Raw genomic sequence first — 19,146 nt, forward strand, 5'->3', positions numbered from 1 at the left:
CGCCCCTGAGTGCTGTTCAAACAAGGCCTTTCCATCCATGCTTACTGCTTCACTGCGCCTGACTGCCTTGCTCGGCCTGCTGCTCGTGCTGTCCGCTTGCGCCGGACGCGGTCCGCTGCTGCCGGATGACAGTGCGGTGGCCGAACTACCGCGCAAGGTGCAGCTCGACGTCCCCTTTCACGCTCAGGACGCCTATCAATGCGGCCCTGCTGCACTGGCCATGGTATTCAACCATTACGGACTGCCTGTCCATCCTGATCACATCAAGGACCGGGTTTACCTGCCGGAACGCCAGGGCAGCCTGCAAATGGAAATGGTTGCGGCCAGCCGTGAACGCGACCTGTTGGTCTACCCCCTGACAACTCGTCTGGAGGCGCTGCTGACTGAACTGGCCGCCGGCCATCCGGTACTGGTCATGCAGAACCTCGGGCTAAGCTGGCTGCCGCAATGGCATTATGCGGTGGTGATTGGTTATGACCTGGAGACGGAGCACCTGATCGTTCACAGCGGTCTGAATGCTGCACAGCGGGAAAGCTTTGCGTTGTTCATGCGTACCTGGGAACGGGCTGAACGCTGGGCGCGTGTGCTGGTACCCGCCGGGCAGATACCCGCCACTGCAGAACCCTTGCGCTACCTGCTGGCTGCCAGTGAACTGGAGCAGACCGGACGCTTGGCAGCGGCTGCCGAAGCCTACGAAAGCGCTCAGCAGCAATGGCCGGAACAGCCCGGGGCTCGCCTCGGTCTGGGCAACATAGCCTGGACACAGGCCCGCAAAGGCGATGCCATCGAGCATTTCCGCATGCTGGTGGATGACTTCCCGGAATTGACTGCCGGCTGGAACAATCTGGCAGTGGCCCTGGAGAACAGCGGTTGCCCGCACAGTGCCAAAGCGGTGCGCCAGTGCGAGACGGGGCATTCGGTCACGCTGTCCGTCGGCGTCCAGCATGAAAACGCCGCTCAATCCCGGTGTCGCCTGCCCAGGGTTTGCGGGCAAAGTGTGGACGAGCCTTGAGCCGTGCAACCCCGGGCAATAAATGACAGACACAAAAAAGCCGGCTTGCAAGCCGGCTTTTTTGTTGATTGGTGGAGCTAAGCGGGATCGAACCGCTGACCTCCTGCATGCCATGCAGGCGCTCTCCCAGCTGAGCTATAGCCCCGTGGTCTGACGACCCTGCCACATGAATGCGGCAGTAATAAATGGCGTCCCCTAGGGGACTCGAACCCCTGTTACCGCCGTGAAAGGGCGGTGTCCTAGGCCACTAGACGAAGGGGACGCAAACCCTTCTGATTTACCTTTGGCTGGTAAAGGCAAACCCTAGATTAAAACAGGCCAATGAACGAGTCACTGACCTAAAACTTGGTGGAGCTAAGCGGGATCGAACCGCTGACCTCCTGCATGCCATGCAGGCGCTCTCCCAGCTGAGCTATAGCCCCGTCTCGAGGACGGGGCGAATATTAGGGTCAGGGGAAGTCACTGTCAATAGAATTTTTTCCAAAACAGCGACTTAAGCTCGCATCAGGTCGTGTTGTCTGAGTACTCAGCGGTCTCGGAGCACGACGTTCACCCAGCCAGCAACCCGCGCAATACGTAGTGCAGAATGCCGCCGGCCTTGAAGTAGTCGATCTCGTTGCCGGTGTCGATACGGCAGAGCACCTCGAACTTGACCTGGTCGCCATTGGTCCGGGTGGCCACAACCGGCAAGCTTTGACCCGGTTTCAGGTCATCATCCAGCCCCTGGATATCAATGCGCTCATGCCCATCCAGGCCCAGTGCAGCGACACCCTGCCCATCCTGGAACTGCAAGGGCAGCACACCCATGCCGACCAGGTTGGAACGGTGAATACGCTCAAAGCTCTCGGCAATCACCGCTTTGATACCCAGCAAATTGGTACCCTTGGCCGCCCAGTCGCGGCTGGAGCCGGTACCGTATTCCTTGCCGGCCAGGATCACCAGCGGGGTATCTTCCTTCTGGTAGCGCATGGCGGCATCATAAATGGATTGACGTTCGCCACTGGGCACATGGATGGTTTCACCACCCTCCTCGCCTGCCAGCATCAGATTACGGATACGGATATTGGCAAAGGTGCCGCGCATCATCACCTGATGATTGCCCCGGCGTGAGCCATAGGAATTGAAATCATCCGGTTTTATGCCGAGACTTTGCAGGTACTCGCCCGCTGGCGAGCTGGCCTTGATTGAACCGGCCGGCGAGATATGGTCAGTGGTGATCGAGTCGCCAAAGACGGCCAACACACAGGCTTGCTTCACCGGCTCTACGGGCTTCAGCGGTTGATCAATATGCTCGAAGTACGGCGGGTTTTGCACATAACTGGACTTGTCATCCCAGGCATAGGTGCTGCTGTCCGGTACCTCAATACCCTGCCAGTGCTCATCGCCACTGAAGACGTCGGCATAGCGCTCACGGAACATGCTCTGTTCAACCATGGCCACTGCTTCAGCAATTTCGGCATTGCTGGGCCAGACATCCTGCAGATACACCGGCTTGTTGTCGGCATCCAGCCCGAGCGGCTCCTTGGCCAGATTCATGCGCGTATTGCCGGCCAGGGCATAGGCCACCACCAGGGGCGGCGAGGCCAGCCAGTTGGCCTTGACCTGCTGATGTACACGGCCTTCGAAATTGCGATTGCCGGACAATACCGACGAAACGACCAGGTCATGCTCAGTGATGGCTTTGCCGATGGCTTCCGGCAGGGGGCCGGAGTTGCCGATGCACGTGGTGCAACCGTAACCAACCAGATTGAAACCCAGCTTGTCCAGATAGTCATTCAGACCGGCCTTGGCGAGGTAATCCGTAACCACCTTGGAACCGGGCGCCAGGGATGACTTGACCCAGGGTTTGCGTTGCAACCCTTTCTCCAGGGCTTTTTTCGCCACCAGGCCGGCCGCCATCATCACGCTGGGGTTGGAGGTATTGGTGCAGGACGTAATCGCGGCAATGACCACGGCACCATGCTTGAGCACATGTTCCTCGCCATCGATTTCAACCGTCGTAGCCCCGCTATGCGATCCTACGGCCGTGCCGCCGCCCCCTTCACTTTCCAGCCGCGCTTCAGCCTCGTCATCCGGCGTAACCTGCAAGGCCAGCAAATCATCAAAAGCCCGCGGGACATCACCCAGGGCAACCCGATCCTGCGGCCGTTTCGGGCCTGCCAGGCTGGCTTCCACCTCATTCATATCCAGATGCAGGGTGGCGGTAAACACCGGTTCATGGCCCGACTCGCGCCATAACCCCTGCGTCTTGCAATAGGCCTCGACACGCTCGATAACCGCATCCGGCCGGCCGGTTTGTCGCAGGTAATTGATCGTGACGTCATCTACCGGAAAGAAGCCGCAGGTGGCGCCATATTCCGGTGCCATGTTGGCGATGGTGGCACGGTCCGCCAGTGACAGATCGGCCAGACCATCACCATAGAATTCGACAAACTTGCCGACCACACCCCTGGCCCGCAGCATCTGGGTTACCGTCAGCACCAGGTCGGTAGCCGTCATTCCCTCTTTCATCTTGCCGGTCAGTTTGAAACCTACGACTTCGGGAATCAGCATGGATACCGGTTGGCCAAGCATGGCTGCTTCCGCCTCGATGCCGCCAACCCCCCAGCCAAGCACCCCCAGACCATTGACCATGGTGGTGTGCGAATCCGTGCCGACCAGGGTATCCGGATAGGCCCATTGCTCGCCGTCCCGCTCTTCAGCCCAGACACTTTCGGCCAGATACTCGAGATTGACCTGGTGACAGATACCGGTGCCCGGCGGTACCACCCGGAAGTTGTCAAACGCCTGCTGCCCCCAGCGCAGAAAGGCGTAACGTTCGCCATTGCGTTCCATTTCTATCGCCACATTATCCTTGAAGGCGCTGGCATCGGCGAAGTGATCGACCATTACCGAGTGGTCAATCACCAGATCAACCGGTGACAATGGATTGATCTGCTGCGGGTCTCCACCCGCCTTGGCCACGGCATCCCGCATGGCGGCGAGATCGACGACTGCAGGTACGCCAGTGAAGTCCTGCATCAGTACCCGTGCCGGACGGTACTGGATCTCCCGCGTCGAGCGTTGATCCTTGAGCCAGTCAACCACCGCCTGGCAATCAGCCAGGGTCACGGTTTTGCCGTCCTCATTACGCAGCAAATTTTCCAGCAAGACTTTGAGAGACATCGGCAAACGACTGATATCGCCCAATTTTTCCGCCGCTTTCGGCAATGAATGATAATGGTAACTGGTGTCCCCGACGGCGAGGGTTTGCAGGCTGTCCAGGCTATTCTTGACTGTCATGCTGAGACCTCTTGGCAATGCGCTGGCAGCAAGCCAGCGGCAGAATTGATATACTCCCCAGACTACAGGGTCTGGCGCCCAAGCAACAACACAGGTAAAGAACTCTGACGTGTTGACGATAACAACAGCATAGACCAATAAAACCATTCGCCTCGCCGTATCAGGACGACTCCATGCGCAATAATCAGCCCGTCACCCAGCGGGAACAAAGCTTTACCCAGGATCAGCGATTGATTTCCACGACCGACCTCAAGGGCCTCATTCGCTACGCCAATGAGGCTTTTATTGCGATCAGTGGTTTCACTGCGGATGAGTTGATCGGTGCTCCGCACAATCTGGTCCGCCATCCGGACGTGCCACCGGCCGTTTTCGAGCATATGTGGACGGATCTCCAGGCGGGTCGCAGCTGGATGGGTATCGTCAAGAATCGTTGCAAGAACGGCGACCATTACTGGGTCAACGCCTATGTGACCCCGGTACTGGAAAACGGCAAGGTGACCGGCTACGAATCCGTTCGCGTCAAGCCGACGCAACAACAGGTCCAGCGCGCAGAGCATCTCTACCGACGCCTGAATCGTGGCGGTAAAGCCGTACAGGCCAACTGGCGGGGCTGGCTGGCTGATGTAACGCCCATGCTCGCCGTCGGTGGGGCTACTGCGGCACTCGGCAGCGCCTTGGGCCCTTGGGGTATTGCCACCAGTCTGATTGTCAGCGTGCCGGCCGCCCTGAGTGTGCGTGCCTGGCAGGAAGCACGTTTACAGCGCATTATTGGTCAGGCCACACAAACCATCAGTGATCCCCTGCTGGCGCAAATGTACACCCCTTACCGAGGCTCCCTCGGGCAGCTGGAAATGGCGCTGCTGAGCCAGCAGGCGCGTTTGCAAACCAGCCTGACCCGTTTGCTCGACAGCGCCGGGCAGTTGCGCAGCCAGGCTACCGAAGCCAGTCAGTTAGCGCTGGATAGCTCGCACGGCCTGAACCAGCAACGCCAGGAAACCGAACAGGTAGCCACCGCAGTCAATGAAATGGCTGCCGCCACCCAGGAAGTGTCCGGCAATGTGCAGCGTACTGCCGAGTCAACCCGCCATGCCAGCGCATTGGCCAGTCAGGGCAAAGAAGTGGCCCAGGCCACTCGCCAGGCCATCGAACAATTGGCCAGCGCGGTGAATGCCGCTGCCGAGGTATCCAGCCAGCTGGCCACTGACGCCAGGGAAATCGGGACCGTGGTGGATGTGATCAAGGGGATTGCCGAGCAGACCAACCTGCTGGCTCTCAATGCTGCCATCGAAGCCGCACGTGCCGGTGAGCAAGGCCGGGGCTTTGCCGTGGTTGCCGACGAGGTGCGCGCACTGGCCAGCCGGACCGCCGACTCGACCGAACAGATCCACGGCCTGATTGCCAACCTGCAGCAGGCGGCAGAAAAGGCCGTCAACGCCATGCAACAAGGTCATGCTCAGGCGGACAAGGGGCTGGAGCGTGTGGTGGCCGCAGATGAAGCCCTGGATGGGATCAGTCAGGCCATCGAGCAAATAAACGACATGACCAACCAGATTGCCAGTGCTGCCGAAGAACAAAGCGCGGTGGCCGAGGAGATCAACCGCAATATCACCACGATAGCCGATCTCTCGGAGTCGACCGCAGGCAAGGCACAACGCAGTGCAGACCTGAGTATCGAACTGGCGGATACCGCCGGACATCAGGCCGAGCTGGTTGAGCGCTTCAACCGCTGAAACTGTGACGTCGGGGCCGTATTGCCAGCCGGCCCCGGCTGGGATTACTTGATCAGCAGAACCGGCACCGGCACTTCATGCACAATGCGTGTGGCAACCGAGCCCATGACCAGGTTGCCCAGATTGCTCATGCCGCGGGTACCCATGACCACCGTATTGCAGCCCAACTGCTTGACCGCTTTGACCACTTCACCGATGACTTCGCCAATCACGGCATGGGTCTCGAAATTGATGTTTGCGGCCTCAAGCATGGCTGCAGCGTCGGTATTGATGTCCTGACCGTGCTGCAATGCCCCGTCATGCAATTGCTCCAGCATGCTAGCGGACACATAGTTGCCATACAGCTTGGGCTCGCTCTGCACGTTGATCACATGTACCTTGATGGCCGGATACTCGGCGGAAAAGTCGACCAGATATTGAATCGCCCGCTTGGCGCTGGATGATCCGTCAAAGGGTACCAGTACATTTTGCATAAATTGTCCTTTTCATTTCATGAAACCGCATGACCTGCTTGATTATAACCAGAATCCAGTGTGCCAAAACTGCCCGTTCTGCGGCTGACGCAGGTCAAACATGCGCATAGAAATACTGCCGGCGCTGCAATTACCCCTGGTCAACCGTTTTTACCGGGCCCAGGGCAGCCGCATGCGCGCCCGAGGACAGCACCAGGTCTGGGTGCTGCGTGATCCTGAGATTTGCTGTGCCCTGTGCCTGGAGCCGATTGCCGAAGGTTTCTGGCTGACCAGCCTGTGCACTGCCGTGGAGCGCCGGCAACAGGGACTGGCCCGACAGTTGCTGGGCGCCAGCCTGAGCAACTGCAAAGGCCCTGTCTGGCTGTTCTGCGCACCGGAACTAGGGTCCTTCTACCAGCGCCACGGCTTTGTGCCGATCCGGAATCTACCGCACCCGTTGCAGCAACGCCTGCAGCGCTACCAACGGCACAAGCGCCTGCTGGCGTTGCAGTGCACCAGCTTATGACCCAAAGCGCCATCATGGTGCACCACAAGACTGCAACCCGTCTGACATAATGCTGCAATAATTAGTCAAGGCATTGTTTTAATTGAAAAAATCAAAATTGGCACAGTTTCTGCTCAGATCATATCGCCAACCAATTCAACACGATTGAATTTTTACACAACGGGGATACACCAAATGATGAAGAAACTTGCCATTGCCATCGCCACCGCCAGCACACTGAGTGCTGCCAGCCTGGCACAAGCCGAAGCATTCGACACAGCTGTCGGTGAACTGGACGTGAGCATGACAGCTACGCTGGCCACTGATTACATCTGGCGCGGTCAGTCGCAAACTGCCGGCGTTGGTGCCGTACAGGGTAGCCTGGATATTGGTCACGAAAGCGGCCTGTATGTTGGTGCCTGGGCGTCCAACATTGACGCTGATGCTTTTGGCGGCTCTAGCGTAGAGATTGACTACTACGTGGGTTACGGTGCCGATATTACCGACAACATCAGCTATGACCTGAGCTGGAACACGTACACCTACCCTGGCGCGGGCGGCAACCTCGACAACGTCGATGAGTGGATTCTGGGCTTCGGCGTCTATGGTGTCGACCTGGCAGTCAAATATGCCTACGACCCCTCCAGCGCCCTGTACTACAGCGCTGGCTACGGCTTTGACCTGCCAGCTGGTTTCGGCCTCGGCTTCCACGTCGGCTACGCTGACACCAAGGATGAACTGAATGCCCCCACCGACACGAGCGAAAACTACACTGACTGGGCGATTACCGTGAGCAAGGAAATCCTGGGTCTGGATACTGCATTGATGTATTCCGATACCAACATCAAGAGCTCAACCTGTGACGCCTGGTACGGCAAGAGCAGCTACTGCAGCTCGAACTTCACACTGTCTGTATCCAAGAGCTTCTGATCGGCAATACCTGCCTGTTGTGACCCTCCGGGCTGCAACAGGCAGGCAGCTTCAACGTGCTGCTTCAGTTTCAACCCGGCATCCACGCGTGCCGGGTTTTTTTTATTCCGGTGTACTGCTCTGCTCAAGCAGGGTAATGATTTGCAGCGCCTGATCACGATGGCTGCCACAGATGGCCGGCTCGGCCTGAAACTCGGCGCACACCCTCGGCCGCAGTGGCGAACCAAACAGCTGGCAGCGCCATTCAGCATCCAGATGCGGACAGGCAACGCCGGCCGGCTTGCCCAAAGGCAAGCCCGGCAGCGGGCTGGAAATCGAGGGAGCGATACAACAGGCGGCACAGCCGCTTCGGCATTGCATCAGTTGCGGGATTGCAGACGGGTAATCAGGCTTGACGTATCCCAACGACCGCCGCCTGCGGCCTGCACATCGGCATAGAACTGGTCAACCAGTGCCGTCACCGGCAATTGACTGCCATTGCGCCGCGCCTCATTCAATACTATGGCCAGATCCTTGCGCATCCAGTCAACAGCAAAGCCAAAATCAAATTCACCGGCCAACATGCTTTTATGGCGGTTATCCAGCTGCCAGGACTGTGCTGCACCCTGGCTGATCACCGCCATTGCAGACTCGCCATCCAGACCGGCCTGCTGCGCAAAATGCAAGGCTTCCGACAATCCCTGTACCAGGCCAGCAATGCAGATCTGATTGACCATTTTGGTCAGCTGGCCACTGCCAACCGGCCCCATAAGCTGTTGCATACGGGCATAGGCAGACAGCACCGGCTCAACCTGACGATAAGTCGCCTCCGAGCCACCGAGCATAATGGTCAGCTGGCCGTTCTCGGCTCCGGCCTGTCCACCGGAGACCGGTGCGTCCAGAAAGCCGACGCCCTGCTCTGCTGCCCGTTCAGCCAGTTCACGCGCAACATCAGCCGAGGCCGTGGTGTGATCGACAATAATGGTGTCCGCAGGAATGCCGGCAAGCACTCCGTCGGGGCCACTGATCACTGCGCGCACATCAGCATCGTTGCCGACACAGACAAAAACCAGCTCTTGCCCGGCCGCAGCTGTCGCCGGTGTCGGGCAACTGCGGCCGGGGAATTGCGCCAACCACTGCTCGGCTTTACCGCCGCTGCGGTTATACACGGTTACCTCATGCCCGGCTTGAGCCAGATGCCCTGCCATCGGGAAGCCCATTACGCCAAGACCGAGAAATGCCACCTTCGCCATCATTCACCTCCGCAAACAAAACAGCCACGCCCTGAGGCGTGGCTGATGATGTTGAGCATGATAGCAAAACTGTCAGTCTTCGTGCGGAATCGGGTCCGGGTTGCGATCCCAGCCGACCAACAGAATAGTCGCCAACACACCGAAGGTCAGACCGATCCAGGGCTCGAAGAAGGCCAGAGCTGCGCCAATCAGTACAACGGTGCCGCGTGAGGTATTGTTCTGCGGAATCGACATGGCCACATAGGCACAGGCAAAGCCGGTCAATACCAGAGTCAGCGACAATGCCACACCCAGCAAGGGTTGCAGCCCGGTCAGCAATGGCAGCAGGAAGAACAGGATCGGCACGCCCATCATGTAATAGGAAGCCAGACCACTGTGCAGGCTGTTCATGCCTTCAACACCCTGCTTCCAACGCTGCACGATAATCACTTGAACCCCCGTCCACATGGCGCCCTGGGTCGGGAAGAAGGGGGCAAAAATCCCCATCAGTGCATTCCGGATGCCCACCGACAAGTGCGTACGCGTCGGGTTGATATCGATATGCTCATCCTGGCGCTTGGTCAGGCCATCCCGGATCACTTCATTACCGGTTACCATGTCGCCGAACAGGATGACGTAGGTAATGATTGCCAACGGCATGCCCTGCAGAAACATGTCCAGACTCGGCCAGCCGATAACGAAAGGCGACATCAGGTTCCAGGCCTCACCGACCGGGGGAATCAGGATACCCCACTGAATATCGTAGCTGACCTCACCTACCATGGGGCCAACCACGCCGGCGATGATAAAACCAGGCAACAGACCCAGTGCGCCGATAATGGCAAAAACCTTGTATCTTTCCTTCAGTTTCTGCATCGGCAGGGAGAAAGCAAAGATCAGGCAAACGGCACACGCGAGGGTAATGGCGATCGGCTGCTGAAACAGGAAGCGCTCGGCATCATCAATGAATACCCGTTTCAACGCTGCGATGGCGGCACCAAGAATGATGCCGGCTTTCAGCGTATCAGGCAGCCAGAGCACAAACTTTTTGCCCAGGCCACTGACCCCGAGAACAACCAGCAGCACGGCAAAATTGAGAGACAGTGCCGTCATGGCCTGAAAGCGGGACGCCGGGTCATCATAGCCGCCCAGCACGAAGGCAAGTACCAACGGCAATGCCGGCGTGACCCACCCCGGCGCATAGGGTTCCCCGAAGAAAATGACCGCTGAGCCGATGAGAATGGAGTGAATCATCGACATGGCCACAGCCTGCTCAAAGGTCAGGCCGAAGAACTCCATCATCAAGGGAACCAGGGCAAGACCGGTCGCTGCGGCCACAAACAAACCCTGCAGTGCTTCCTGCCAATAGAATCGTGTGTGGTAAAACGGCAAGCGGAAGGTAAAAGGGCCCCAGCGCCAGCCGGGAAGCTCGGGTTTAGACATGGCACACTCCGTGACTTTTTGAATTTGTTTTTTTGTTTTCCGAACCGGATCGGAATTGCGAATCATTATGCCGTTTGTTCACCGTCCGTGCATACGGCCATCGGGATTACGCCAGACCCTGATGCCGACGGCTTGACAACACATCTCCAGAACCACTGCTTCAACGCAGACCACTGCCGACAAGGGCCGCAGCAGTCTGCACTGGTTGACGACCATCACGCGCTGCTCTCAATCACACCATACTTGCATTATCACAACTATGAATAGCCCTGTTCAGAGCCCTCGCCACGCTCTTCCCGCAGCAGACGCAGCCGCGTTGCCGACGGTGAACCCGTACCACGGGCCATCAGGCTGTAGAGCACCGGAATCACGAACAGGGTCAGCACCATGGATACACTCACACCCGACATGACGACGATACCGATCACCGAGCGCGTCTCAGCGCCGGGGCCAAATGCAAATACCAGTGGCAAAGCACCCGCTACTGTCGTCACCCCGGTCATCAGGATCGGCCGCAGACGCAGCGTACTGGCTTCGACCAGGGCCTCATCAAAGGGTTTCCCGTCATCACGCAACTGATTGGCGAACTCGACAATCAGAATGCCATTCTTGGCGGCCAGCCCGATCAGCATGACCAGCCCGATCTGGCTGTACAGGTTGAGCGAATTCCCCGTCAGCCACAGTCCGATCAGCGCACCGCCAATGGCCATGGGCACGCCAAACATGATCACCAGGGGATGTATGAAACTCTCGAACTGGGCAGACAGCACCAGAAACACCACGACCAGCCCAAGTACAAAGACAAACAATAGCGACCCGCCAGCGTTGCGGAAATCCAGCGACTGGCCTTTGTAGTCAATCACCAGATTGTCCGGCAAATGCTCCCGCGCCAAGGCTTCAACGTGATCCAGCGCGTCTCCCAGAGAAACACCGTCAGCCAGCCCGGCTTCAAGCGTGATAGCCCGGTTGCGATTATAGCGGTTCAGCGTGGTCGAGCCGGCGTATTCCTCCAGACTGACCATATTGGACAACGGAATCAACTCGCCACTGTTGGCCGAGCGCACATAGATATTTTGCAGGCTGGTTGGCGCACGCTGACTTTCCGGCTCACCTTCCAGAATCACGTCATACTCTTCACCGTCATCGATGTAGGTAGTGACGCGGCGCGAGCCCAGCATGGTTTCCAGCGTGCGCCCCAAGGTGCCGATGTTGACGCCGAGGTCAGCAGCACGATCGTAATCCACGTGCACTTCCAGCTGCGGTTGAGTTTCCTTGTAATCCGAATCCAGATTGATCAGGCCGGGGTTGTCTGCTGCAATCCTGTCCATCAAGGTATCACGCCATTCCGCCAGTTCGGCATAGGTACCGGCGCCGCCAATCACCATCTGGAAAGGTTGTTGCCCACCGCTGCCGAAACCCTGACGCATGATCGGAAATGCGCGAACGCCAGGCAGATCAGCCAGTCGTTGCTGAATGTCAGCCATTATCTCCCATCCCGAACGCCGCTGCCCCCAATCTTCCAGCACAATGATCACAATCCCGGTATTGAAGGTTTCCACGCCACCAAAAGCACGCGGGGCACGCACCAGCAAGCGCATGATGTCGCCCTGGTCGACCAGGTGCATCAGGCGCTCTTCAATCTCGTTCATGTAATCGAGCATATAGTCGTAGGTCGCGCCTTCGGGACCATTGACGATCAGGAACATCGAGCCGCGATCTTCCCGTGGGGTATATTCACTGGGCAACTGGTTGAACAGCCAGCCTGTGCCGGCAAACATGGCCAGAAACACCAGCAGGGCCACCCAACGCCAGCGCAGAACCCGGACCAGCACGCTGGCATAGATGCCACGGGTGGCAAACAGGACTCGCTCAACCTGCTGCGTCAGCCAGTTCTCGCCATCGCGTGGCTTGAGCACCTTGGAGGCCAGCATGGCCGACAGGGTCAGGGCGACAAAACTGGAAAAGGCCACCGCTGCAGCCATGGTCAGGGCAAACTCGGAAAAAAGACGTCCGACATCGCCCTGCAGAAAGGCGATGGGCACGAATACAGCGATCAGCACCAGCGTCGTCGAGACCACGGCAAAGGCCACCTGGCGGGTTCCGTAAAAGGCGGCCACCAGTGGTGTCTCCCCTTTTTCGTCAATCCGCCGACGAATATTTTCCAGCACGATGATGGCGTCATCCACCACCAGACCGATAGCCAACACCAGCGCCAGCAGGGTCAACAGGTTGACGGTAAAACCGAACAGCAGCAAGCCGATAAAGGTAGCCATGATCGAGACCGGCAGAGTCACTGCGGGTACCAGAATGGCACGGGGACTGCCGAGAAACAGGAAAATGGCCAGTACTACCAATACCAGGGCTATGGCCAGGGTGCTGTACACTTCCTTGATCGCGCCCTCGATAAATACCGAGCCATCGAAGCTCGGTTCAATCCGCATACCCTCCGGCAGCGTGCCATTCAGCTCATCAACCAGAGCACGCGAAGCCCGTGACAACTCCAGGGTGTTGGCGGTGGATTGCCGCTCCAGGCCAATACCGACCATGGGTACGGTATTGCCACGAAACAGATTGCGTGCTTCTTCCGTACCCCGCTCCACTCGGGCAACATCGGCCAGACGTACCAGGTAATTGTCACCACGGGCAACGACGAGGCGGGCAAAGTCATCGGCCGTATTGAAACTGCGCGCGACGCGCACGGTGAACAATCGATTGAATGACTCGATATTGCCGGCGGGTAGCTCAACGTTCTCGGCACGCAGCGCATTTTCAATATCACTGACTGTCAGATCACGCGCCGCCATGGCTTCGCGGTCCAGCCAGATACGCATGGCGTAACGTTGCTGCCCACCAACACGGACCGCCCCGACCCCGTCCAGCGTGGAAAACCGATCGACCAGAAAGCGCTCGGCATAATCGGTCAGCTCGGTCATGTTGAGGCGATCACTGGTCAGATTCCACCAGATCACGACATCCTGGTTGGCGTCGACCTTGCGTACCGCAGGCGGATCAGCTTCATCCGGCAACTGACGCAGCACCGCCGACACCCGGTCGCGAATATCATTGGCGGCTTCGTTGACATCCCGGTTGATGGAGAAACGGATAGTAATGCGTGAGCGACCATCCTCGCTTTGCGAGTCGATAAACTCGATACCTTCGATACCTGAGACGCGTTCTTCGATAACCTGGGTAATCTGGGAATCAATGACACTGGCCGCAGCGCCTCGATAGTTGGTATCGATGGTCACCACCGGCGGATCTATGTCGGGGTACTCGCGCAGTGGCAACATGTTGAAAGCCACTACCCCGAATATCACCAGCAGCAATGCCAGTACGGTCGCAAAAACCGGGCGGGTAACCGCGCTGTCAGACAGAATCATCGACTACTCCCTGATTAATTGACGGCATCGTCGCTGCGCAATGTATCCGCCACTGACTGACCAATATCCAGCTCGGCCTTGATGCTCACACTCTGCCCCGGCCGCAGTTTGAAACCACCGTGGCTGACGACCTTGTCATCCGCGGCCAGCCCGGAAAGAATCTCCACGTAACCGGCAAAGCGCTGCCCCAGCTCGACCTGTTGCCGGGTAACCGACCAGCCGCCGTCTTCACCGGCATCCAGGCGCATGACAAACTGGCGCAACCCCCGAGGCAACAAGGCTTCTTCAGGAATGACCAGAGACTGGCGCGGCAGGCTGGCAATCCGGACGCTCATCAGCATGCCCGGGCGCAGCAAGCCTTGCGGATTGGGAATCAGCGCACGTACCCGCACCGTTCGCGTGACCGGATCAACCTCGTTGTCCAGAACGCTGATTTCACCCTCGAACAATGTATCCGGCCAGGCACCGCTAGTGGCGCTGATCATCAGACCCGATCGCAACTCGGCCATGCGGGTTTCCGGTACGCGAAAATCCAGCTTCATGACGCTGTCGTCATGCAGGGTGGCCACCGGAGTACCCGGTGTCAGCAGACTGCCGACACTCACCTCGCGCAGACCAACCACGCTGTCGAACGGAGCGCGAATCTGACGATCCGCCAGGCGAGCTTCAACGGCTTGTATCCGCGCACGGGCAATATCATATTCACGCTGCCGATCTTCCAGTTCCTGATTGGACAGGAAGCGGCTTTCCACCAGCTGACGCGCGCGCTGCAACTGACCCTCCGCATTGGCCAGCGCAACTCGCGCTTCTTCCAGCTGAGCTTGCTGCTCGCGGTTATTGAGTTCAACCAGCAGGTCACCAGCCTTGACCCGCTGGCCATCGCTGAAATGAATACTGCTGATGGTTTCCGTCAGATTGGCCGTCACCACGGCTGTTTCATTCGCCATCAGGGTGCCCAGCGCCTGGATGTCGGTCGACAGGTGGCGTTGCTCCGCCGCCACCACCAGGACCGGCGCTGGCGGCTGGGCCACAGCCAACCCGGCACTACCCGACAGAACCAGTGGCACCAGGGTTCGGAGCAAGATTTTCACCGCAGACATTCTGATCACCCGTAGCAGTCACCCCGCGTGGCGGGGCGAGAATAAGAATCAAGCTGACTATGATGACGTTATCCGGGTGAGCTGCCCAGTCCTGATTGGCAAGGATTTTCGAACACTATGTGACTGAATGTGCCGCCCTACTCTGCCAGGCGCTCACGCAGGAACAGGTGCATGGCAGCAAAGGCGCGTTCGGCAACCAGTGGGTGGTATTCAGCCTGCCCCGGCATGGCAGCGGTCGGGTCGGTGAAAGAATGCACGGCACCGCCGTAGCTGGTCAGTTGCCAGTCCACCTCGGCGGCACGCATTTCCGCTTCAAAGGCCTGTACCTGCTCGGGTGGTACATAGGGGTCATCCGCGCCATGCAGCACCAGTACCGAGGTCTTAATGGCCTGGGCATCATCTGCATTGGGCGTGTCCAGGTTGCCGTGGAAGGATACTACCCCGCCAATCTCGGTGCCGGAACGGGCCAATTCAAGCACAGTACCACCGCCAAAACAGAAACCAATGGCGGCCATTTTGCTGGTGTCCAGTGCGACCTGATCGGTCTGCTCCTTGAAAACTTCGAGAGCCGCATTGACCCGCTGGCGTTGGCGGGCACGATCATCGCGCACAAAGCTGGCGGCCTTGCCCGCCTCGTCGGCATCCTGCGGACGGATATCCTTGCCATACATGTCAGCGATGAAAACGACGTATTCGGAACCTGCGACCCGGTATGCCTTGTCTGCCGCCTGTTCGGTCACGCCCATCCAGTTGGGCACCATCAACAGGCCGGGACGTGAATCGCTGACGCTGCCGTCATATACCAGCATGCCCTGATAGGGCTCGCCATCGATATCATAGGCAACCGGTTGCGTGACCATCTCGGCCTGAGCGGCCGTGGCAACTCCTGCCATCAACAGGGAAGTCAGTGTCTTTTTCATGCCATTGTCCTTGGGCTTTGGAAAGTCAGGCTGAATTCAAGTTGTTGGCGGCCAACCTGTCAAGCGCGGTGACGGTTAAAACAGACACACATGCAAACGGGCGGTAGCCACCTGACAGCAACTACCGCCCGTTCTCGTCACCGCTATGGCCGGTCAATCAGCTCAGCGACTGAGCTCCACCAGCAGTGCATTCAGCCGACGCACGTAACTGCCGGGGTCCTGCAAAGACTCGCCGGCGGCCAACGCAGCTTGATCAAACAGGATATGCGTCAGATCGGCAAAGCGCGCCTCATCCTGTTCCGCATCGAGCTTTTCCAGCAATGGATGGCTGGTATTGATCTCCAGAATCGGCTTGCTGTCCGGTGCTTTCTGCCCGGTGGCTTCCAGGATCTTGCGCATCTGCATGCCCATGCCGTCTTCATTGATCACCAGTACCGCCGGTGAATCGGTCAAACGGTGTGAGACCTTGACCTCTTCCACGCCATCCTTGAGCACCTCCTGGATGCGCTTGACCAGGTCCTGCTTGGCCTTGGCCGCTTCTTCCTGTGCCTGCTTGTCTTCGTCACCTTCCAATTGGCCAAGGTCCAGATCACCACGGGCGATATCCACGAACTGCTTGCCCTGATATTCGTTGAGATGACTCATCAGCCACTCGTCGATGCGGTCAGTCAGCAGCAGTACCTCGATACCCTTCTTGCGGAAGATTTCCAGGTGCGGGCTGTTCTTGACCTGGCTGTAGCGCTCGCCAGTCAGGTAATAAATCTTGTCCTGACCTTCCACCATGCGCTCGATATAGGCATCCAGTCCCACCACTTCGCTGTCATCGGTCTGCGCTGTCGAGGCAAAACGCAGCAGCGCGGCGATCTTCTCGCGATTGGCAAAGTCTTCGGCCGGCCCTTCTTTCAATACACTGCCGAACTCTTTCCAGAAAGTTGCGTACTCCTCCTGCTTTTTCTTCGCCAGTTTTTCCAGCATGTCGAGCACGCGTTTGGTCAAGGCTGACTTCATGCTGTCGATGGCCGGATCTTTCTGCAGAATTTCCCGCGAGACGTTGAGCGACAGATCGTTGGAATCGACCACCCCCTTGATGAAACGCAGATACAAGGGCAGGAACTGTTCGGCGTCATCCATGATGAAGACGCGCTGCACATAGAGTTTCAGGCCACGCGGTGCTTCGCGCTGATAGAGGTCAAAAGGTGCCCGGCCCGGCACATACAGCAGGCTGGTGTATTCCAGCTTGCCTTCAACCTTGTTGTGGCTCCAGCTCAGCGGATTTTCGAAGTCATGCGCAACGTGCTTGAAAAACTCCTGATATTCCTCGTCGGTAACCTCGGTGCGCGGACGGGTCCACAGCGCACTGGCGCGATTGACGCTTTCCCATTCAACCTCAACCGGCTGATCCTTGTCGTCACCCATGTGTTGTTTGGGCAGTTCGATAGGCAGGGAGATATGGTCGGAATACTTCTTGACGATATTGCGCAGACGCCAGCCATCGGCAAATTCGCTCTCGGCGGCTTTCAGGTGCAGCACGATACGGGTTCCACGTTCGGGCTTGTTGATGGTGGCGATGCTGAACTCGCCCTCACCCGCCGACTCCCAATGCACACCCTCCTCGGCATCCGCCCCGGCGCGGCGAGTAAACACTTCGACCTTGTCGGCGACAATGAAAGCACTGTAGAAACCGACCCCGAACTGACCAATCAGACTGGCATCCTTTTGCTGATCGCCGGACAGCTGCTGCATGAAGGCAGCCGTACCCGACTTGGCAATGGTGCCAAGATTCTCGATCACTTCGGCCCGTGTCATGCCAATACCGTTGTCTTCGATAGTCAGCGTCTTGGCCGTTTCGTCGGCACTCAAGCGAATGCGCAATTCAGGGTCACTTTCCAGCAACTCAGGCTGAGCAATCGCTTCAAAACGCAGCTTGTCAGATGCATCTGAAGCATTGGAAATCAACTCACGCAAAAAGATTTCCTTGTTCGAATACATCGAATGGATCATCAGGTGCAGTAGTTGCTTGACTTCGGTCTGAAAACCGAGCGTTTCCTTTTGCGTTTCCACGGTCATGGCGTCAGTGTCTCCATTGGTCACAGGGGCCGCTATTGCGGCACGTTGTTATCCAGCAGACCTTGGCGAGCAAGGCTGCGTACATGGCAGGTAAATGGGGACAGTCGCGGTTATTTCAAGGGGCGCATTTCAATGCTGCGCACATCCAGCGGGTTGAAATGCAACTCGACCTGATTGGCATCGTGACGCTGCAGCAAGACCAGACGCTGACTCTCGCTGATACGTTGCAAACGCCCTTGATGGCTGCGTCCGGACCAGGTGACCAGACGCACCTCTTGACCCAGGTAGTCCGTCGGCTGTTCAAACAAAGCCATGAGACTGAGCAACTGCCAGTCATTGGCTGTCTGTCGGCCAGCGTCCATTGCTCTTTCCTGCTCGGCGGGAATGACCTCGACCGGGTTTGCCTCCTTGTCGGTACTCGCCTGATCAGGCTGCAACCATTCCGGCGACTCGGCCAGAGTCACGGTGCCGCGCACCCAGGTCTGATACGTGGCGGGCAGGCGCAGATCCAGCGTCAAACGCTCATGCCGCTGACCCAGGGGCTGAATAATCAGCGTGTAAGGATCGCTGACCTGACGCCAACCAGGCACCGACAGAGCGCCGTCATGCCATTGCATGACGACTTCGGGCCAGGGCCCGGCATCACCGGGCAACCATTGCAGACCCGTCTCGGGCAGCTGTTCCAGAGTGCTGAAGCGCAGGCGCAGTGAGCGCCGCAAACGATGGGTATCGCGCTCTTCCAGGATCAGATCCTGACCGGCCCAGAAGGCCTGGGTCGGATGAAAGGCTTGCCCCATCAGACGGCCATGCAAAGCGGTTTGAGTGCCCTTTTCGGCCGGATACCAGGCGCCGCTGATCAGCGCATCAAAGCGCTCCGGTTGCTGCTCATGCAGCCACCACAGGCCGCCGCCCATCAGCAACAACCCCAGCAACAGCAGCAAACGGGGCCAGAGCGCGAAGCCACGCCCACGCACCAGCAATAGAAGCGGCGCAGCCAGCAGTGCAGCAATGAAGTGCCCCGAAGACTGGCGCCAGGCAGTCACCGACAACCACAGCCAACCACCAGCCAGAAGCAACACCCCGACAATAATCAGCACGGCATCCATCCAGTGCG

At 58.3% G+C, this 19,146-nt stretch carries 14 protein-coding genes and 3 tRNA genes; 4 read left to right on the forward strand and 13 right to left on the reverse strand.

All coding sequences use genetic code 11. The features are described from left to right. Window positions 1-37: 37 nt before the first annotated feature. Window positions 38-1,012: a PA2778 family cysteine peptidase gene (locus BLU07_RS08435; protein ID WP_092385973.1), complete on the forward strand. Its 975-nt coding sequence runs from the start codon at window positions 38-40 to the stop codon at window positions 1,010-1,012. 69 nt (window positions 1,013-1,081) lie between these two features. Here the strand turns inward: BLU07_RS08435 and BLU07_RS08440 are convergent. The 4 genes from BLU07_RS08440 to acnA all read right to left on the reverse strand — a co-directional run bounded on the left by BLU07_RS08440 (window position 1,082) and on the right by acnA (window position 4,294). Beyond that, a tRNA-Ala gene (locus tag BLU07_RS08440) sits at window positions 1,082-1,157 on the reverse strand. A gap of 41 nt (window positions 1,158-1,198) precedes the next feature. Continuing rightward, window positions 1,199-1,274 (reverse strand) — tRNA-Glu (locus BLU07_RS08445). A gap of 84 nt (window positions 1,275-1,358) precedes the next feature. Continuing rightward, window positions 1,359-1,434 (reverse strand) — tRNA-Ala (locus BLU07_RS08450). Window positions 1,435-1,561: 127 nt separating this feature from the next. Next, complete coding sequence (gene acnA / locus BLU07_RS08455) at window positions 1,562-4,294, reverse strand: aconitate hydratase AcnA (protein ID WP_092385974.1); 2,733 nt, start codon at window positions 4,292-4,294, stop codon at window positions 1,562-1,564. Between the two features lie 173 nt (window positions 4,295-4,467). On the opposite strand from acnA, the gene BLU07_RS08460 reads away from it, so the two are divergent. After that, a complete protein-coding gene (locus BLU07_RS08460) occupies window positions 4,468-6,024 on the forward strand; it encodes a methyl-accepting chemotaxis protein (protein WP_092385976.1) in 1,557 nt (518 codons plus the stop codon). 44 nt (window positions 6,025-6,068) lie between these two features. On the opposite strand, the gene BLU07_RS08465 is transcribed toward BLU07_RS08460, so the two are convergent. Continuing rightward, entirely contained in the window at window positions 6,069-6,497 is a 429-nt protein-coding gene (locus BLU07_RS08465) for a universal stress protein (RefSeq protein ID WP_092385978.1), read from the reverse strand. A 100-nt stretch (window positions 6,498-6,597) separates the two neighbouring features. Between BLU07_RS08465 and BLU07_RS08470 the strand changes: the two genes are divergently transcribed. Together BLU07_RS08470 and BLU07_RS08475 are read left to right on the forward strand one after the other, a co-directional pair. Next, window positions 6,598-7,002: a GNAT family N-acetyltransferase gene (locus BLU07_RS08470; protein ID WP_231701712.1), complete on the forward strand. Its 405-nt coding sequence runs from the start codon at window positions 6,598-6,600 to the stop codon at window positions 7,000-7,002. Window positions 7,003-7,176: 174 nt separating this feature from the next. After that, window positions 7,177-7,911, forward strand: coding sequence for a TorF family putative porin (locus BLU07_RS08475; protein WP_092385980.1), 735 nt, complete (start codon window positions 7,177-7,179; stop codon window positions 7,909-7,911). Window positions 7,912-8,013: 102 nt separating this feature from the next. Here the strand turns inward: BLU07_RS08475 and BLU07_RS08480 are convergent, their stop codons facing one another. The 8 genes from BLU07_RS08480 to BLU07_RS08515 all read right to left on the reverse strand — a co-directional run bounded on the left by BLU07_RS08480 (window position 8,014) and on the right by BLU07_RS08515 (window position 19,138). Next, window positions 8,014-8,271 carry a YkgJ family cysteine cluster protein gene (locus tag BLU07_RS08480; protein ID WP_157719154.1) on the reverse strand — a complete coding sequence of 86 codons (258 nt, stop codon included), beginning with the start codon at window positions 8,269-8,271 and terminating at the stop codon, window positions 8,014-8,016. Further along, window positions 8,271-9,143: an NAD(P)-dependent oxidoreductase gene (locus tag BLU07_RS08485; RefSeq protein WP_092385984.1), complete on the reverse strand. Its 873-nt coding sequence runs from the start codon at window positions 9,141-9,143 to the stop codon at window positions 8,271-8,273. Before BLU07_RS08485 ends, BLU07_RS08480 begins: the two co-directional genes overlap by 1 nt. Window positions 9,144-9,215: 72 nt before the next feature. Continuing rightward, window positions 9,216-10,565 (reverse strand): hypothetical protein, encoded by a 1,350-nt coding sequence (locus BLU07_RS08490; RefSeq protein ID WP_092385986.1) that lies wholly within the window; start codon window positions 10,563-10,565, stop codon window positions 9,216-9,218. Window positions 10,566-10,822: 257 nt separating this feature from the next. Beyond that, window positions 10,823-13,945, reverse strand: coding sequence for an efflux RND transporter permease subunit (locus BLU07_RS08495; RefSeq protein ID WP_092385988.1), 3,123 nt, complete (start codon window positions 13,943-13,945; stop codon window positions 10,823-10,825). A 14-nt stretch (window positions 13,946-13,959) separates the two neighbouring features. Next, a complete protein-coding gene (locus tag BLU07_RS08500) occupies window positions 13,960-15,045 on the reverse strand; it encodes an efflux RND transporter periplasmic adaptor subunit (RefSeq protein ID WP_092385990.1) in 1,086 nt (361 codons plus the stop codon). A gap of 137 nt (window positions 15,046-15,182) precedes the next feature. After that, on the reverse strand, window positions 15,183-15,965 hold the full coding sequence (locus BLU07_RS08505) for a dienelactone hydrolase family protein (RefSeq protein WP_092385992.1): 783 nt from the start codon (window positions 15,963-15,965) through the stop codon (window positions 15,183-15,185). Window positions 15,966-16,127: 162 nt separating this feature from the next. Beyond that, the gene (gene htpG, locus BLU07_RS08510; RefSeq protein ID WP_092385994.1) at window positions 16,128-18,032 is read right to left on the reverse strand and encodes a molecular chaperone HtpG; all 1,905 of its coding nucleotides are present in this window, start codon (window positions 18,030-18,032) and stop codon (window positions 16,128-16,130) included. Between the two features lie 110 nt (window positions 18,033-18,142). Beyond that, window positions 18,143-19,138, reverse strand: a complete 996-nt coding sequence (locus BLU07_RS08515) for a hypothetical protein (RefSeq protein ID WP_092385996.1) — start codon at window positions 19,136-19,138, stop codon at window positions 18,143-18,145. Window positions 19,139-19,146 lie beyond the last annotated feature (8 nt).

The organism is Halopseudomonas salegens, assembly GCF_900105655.1.
Classification (GTDB): domain Bacteria; phylum Pseudomonadota; class Gammaproteobacteria; order Pseudomonadales; family Pseudomonadaceae; genus Halopseudomonas; species Halopseudomonas salegens.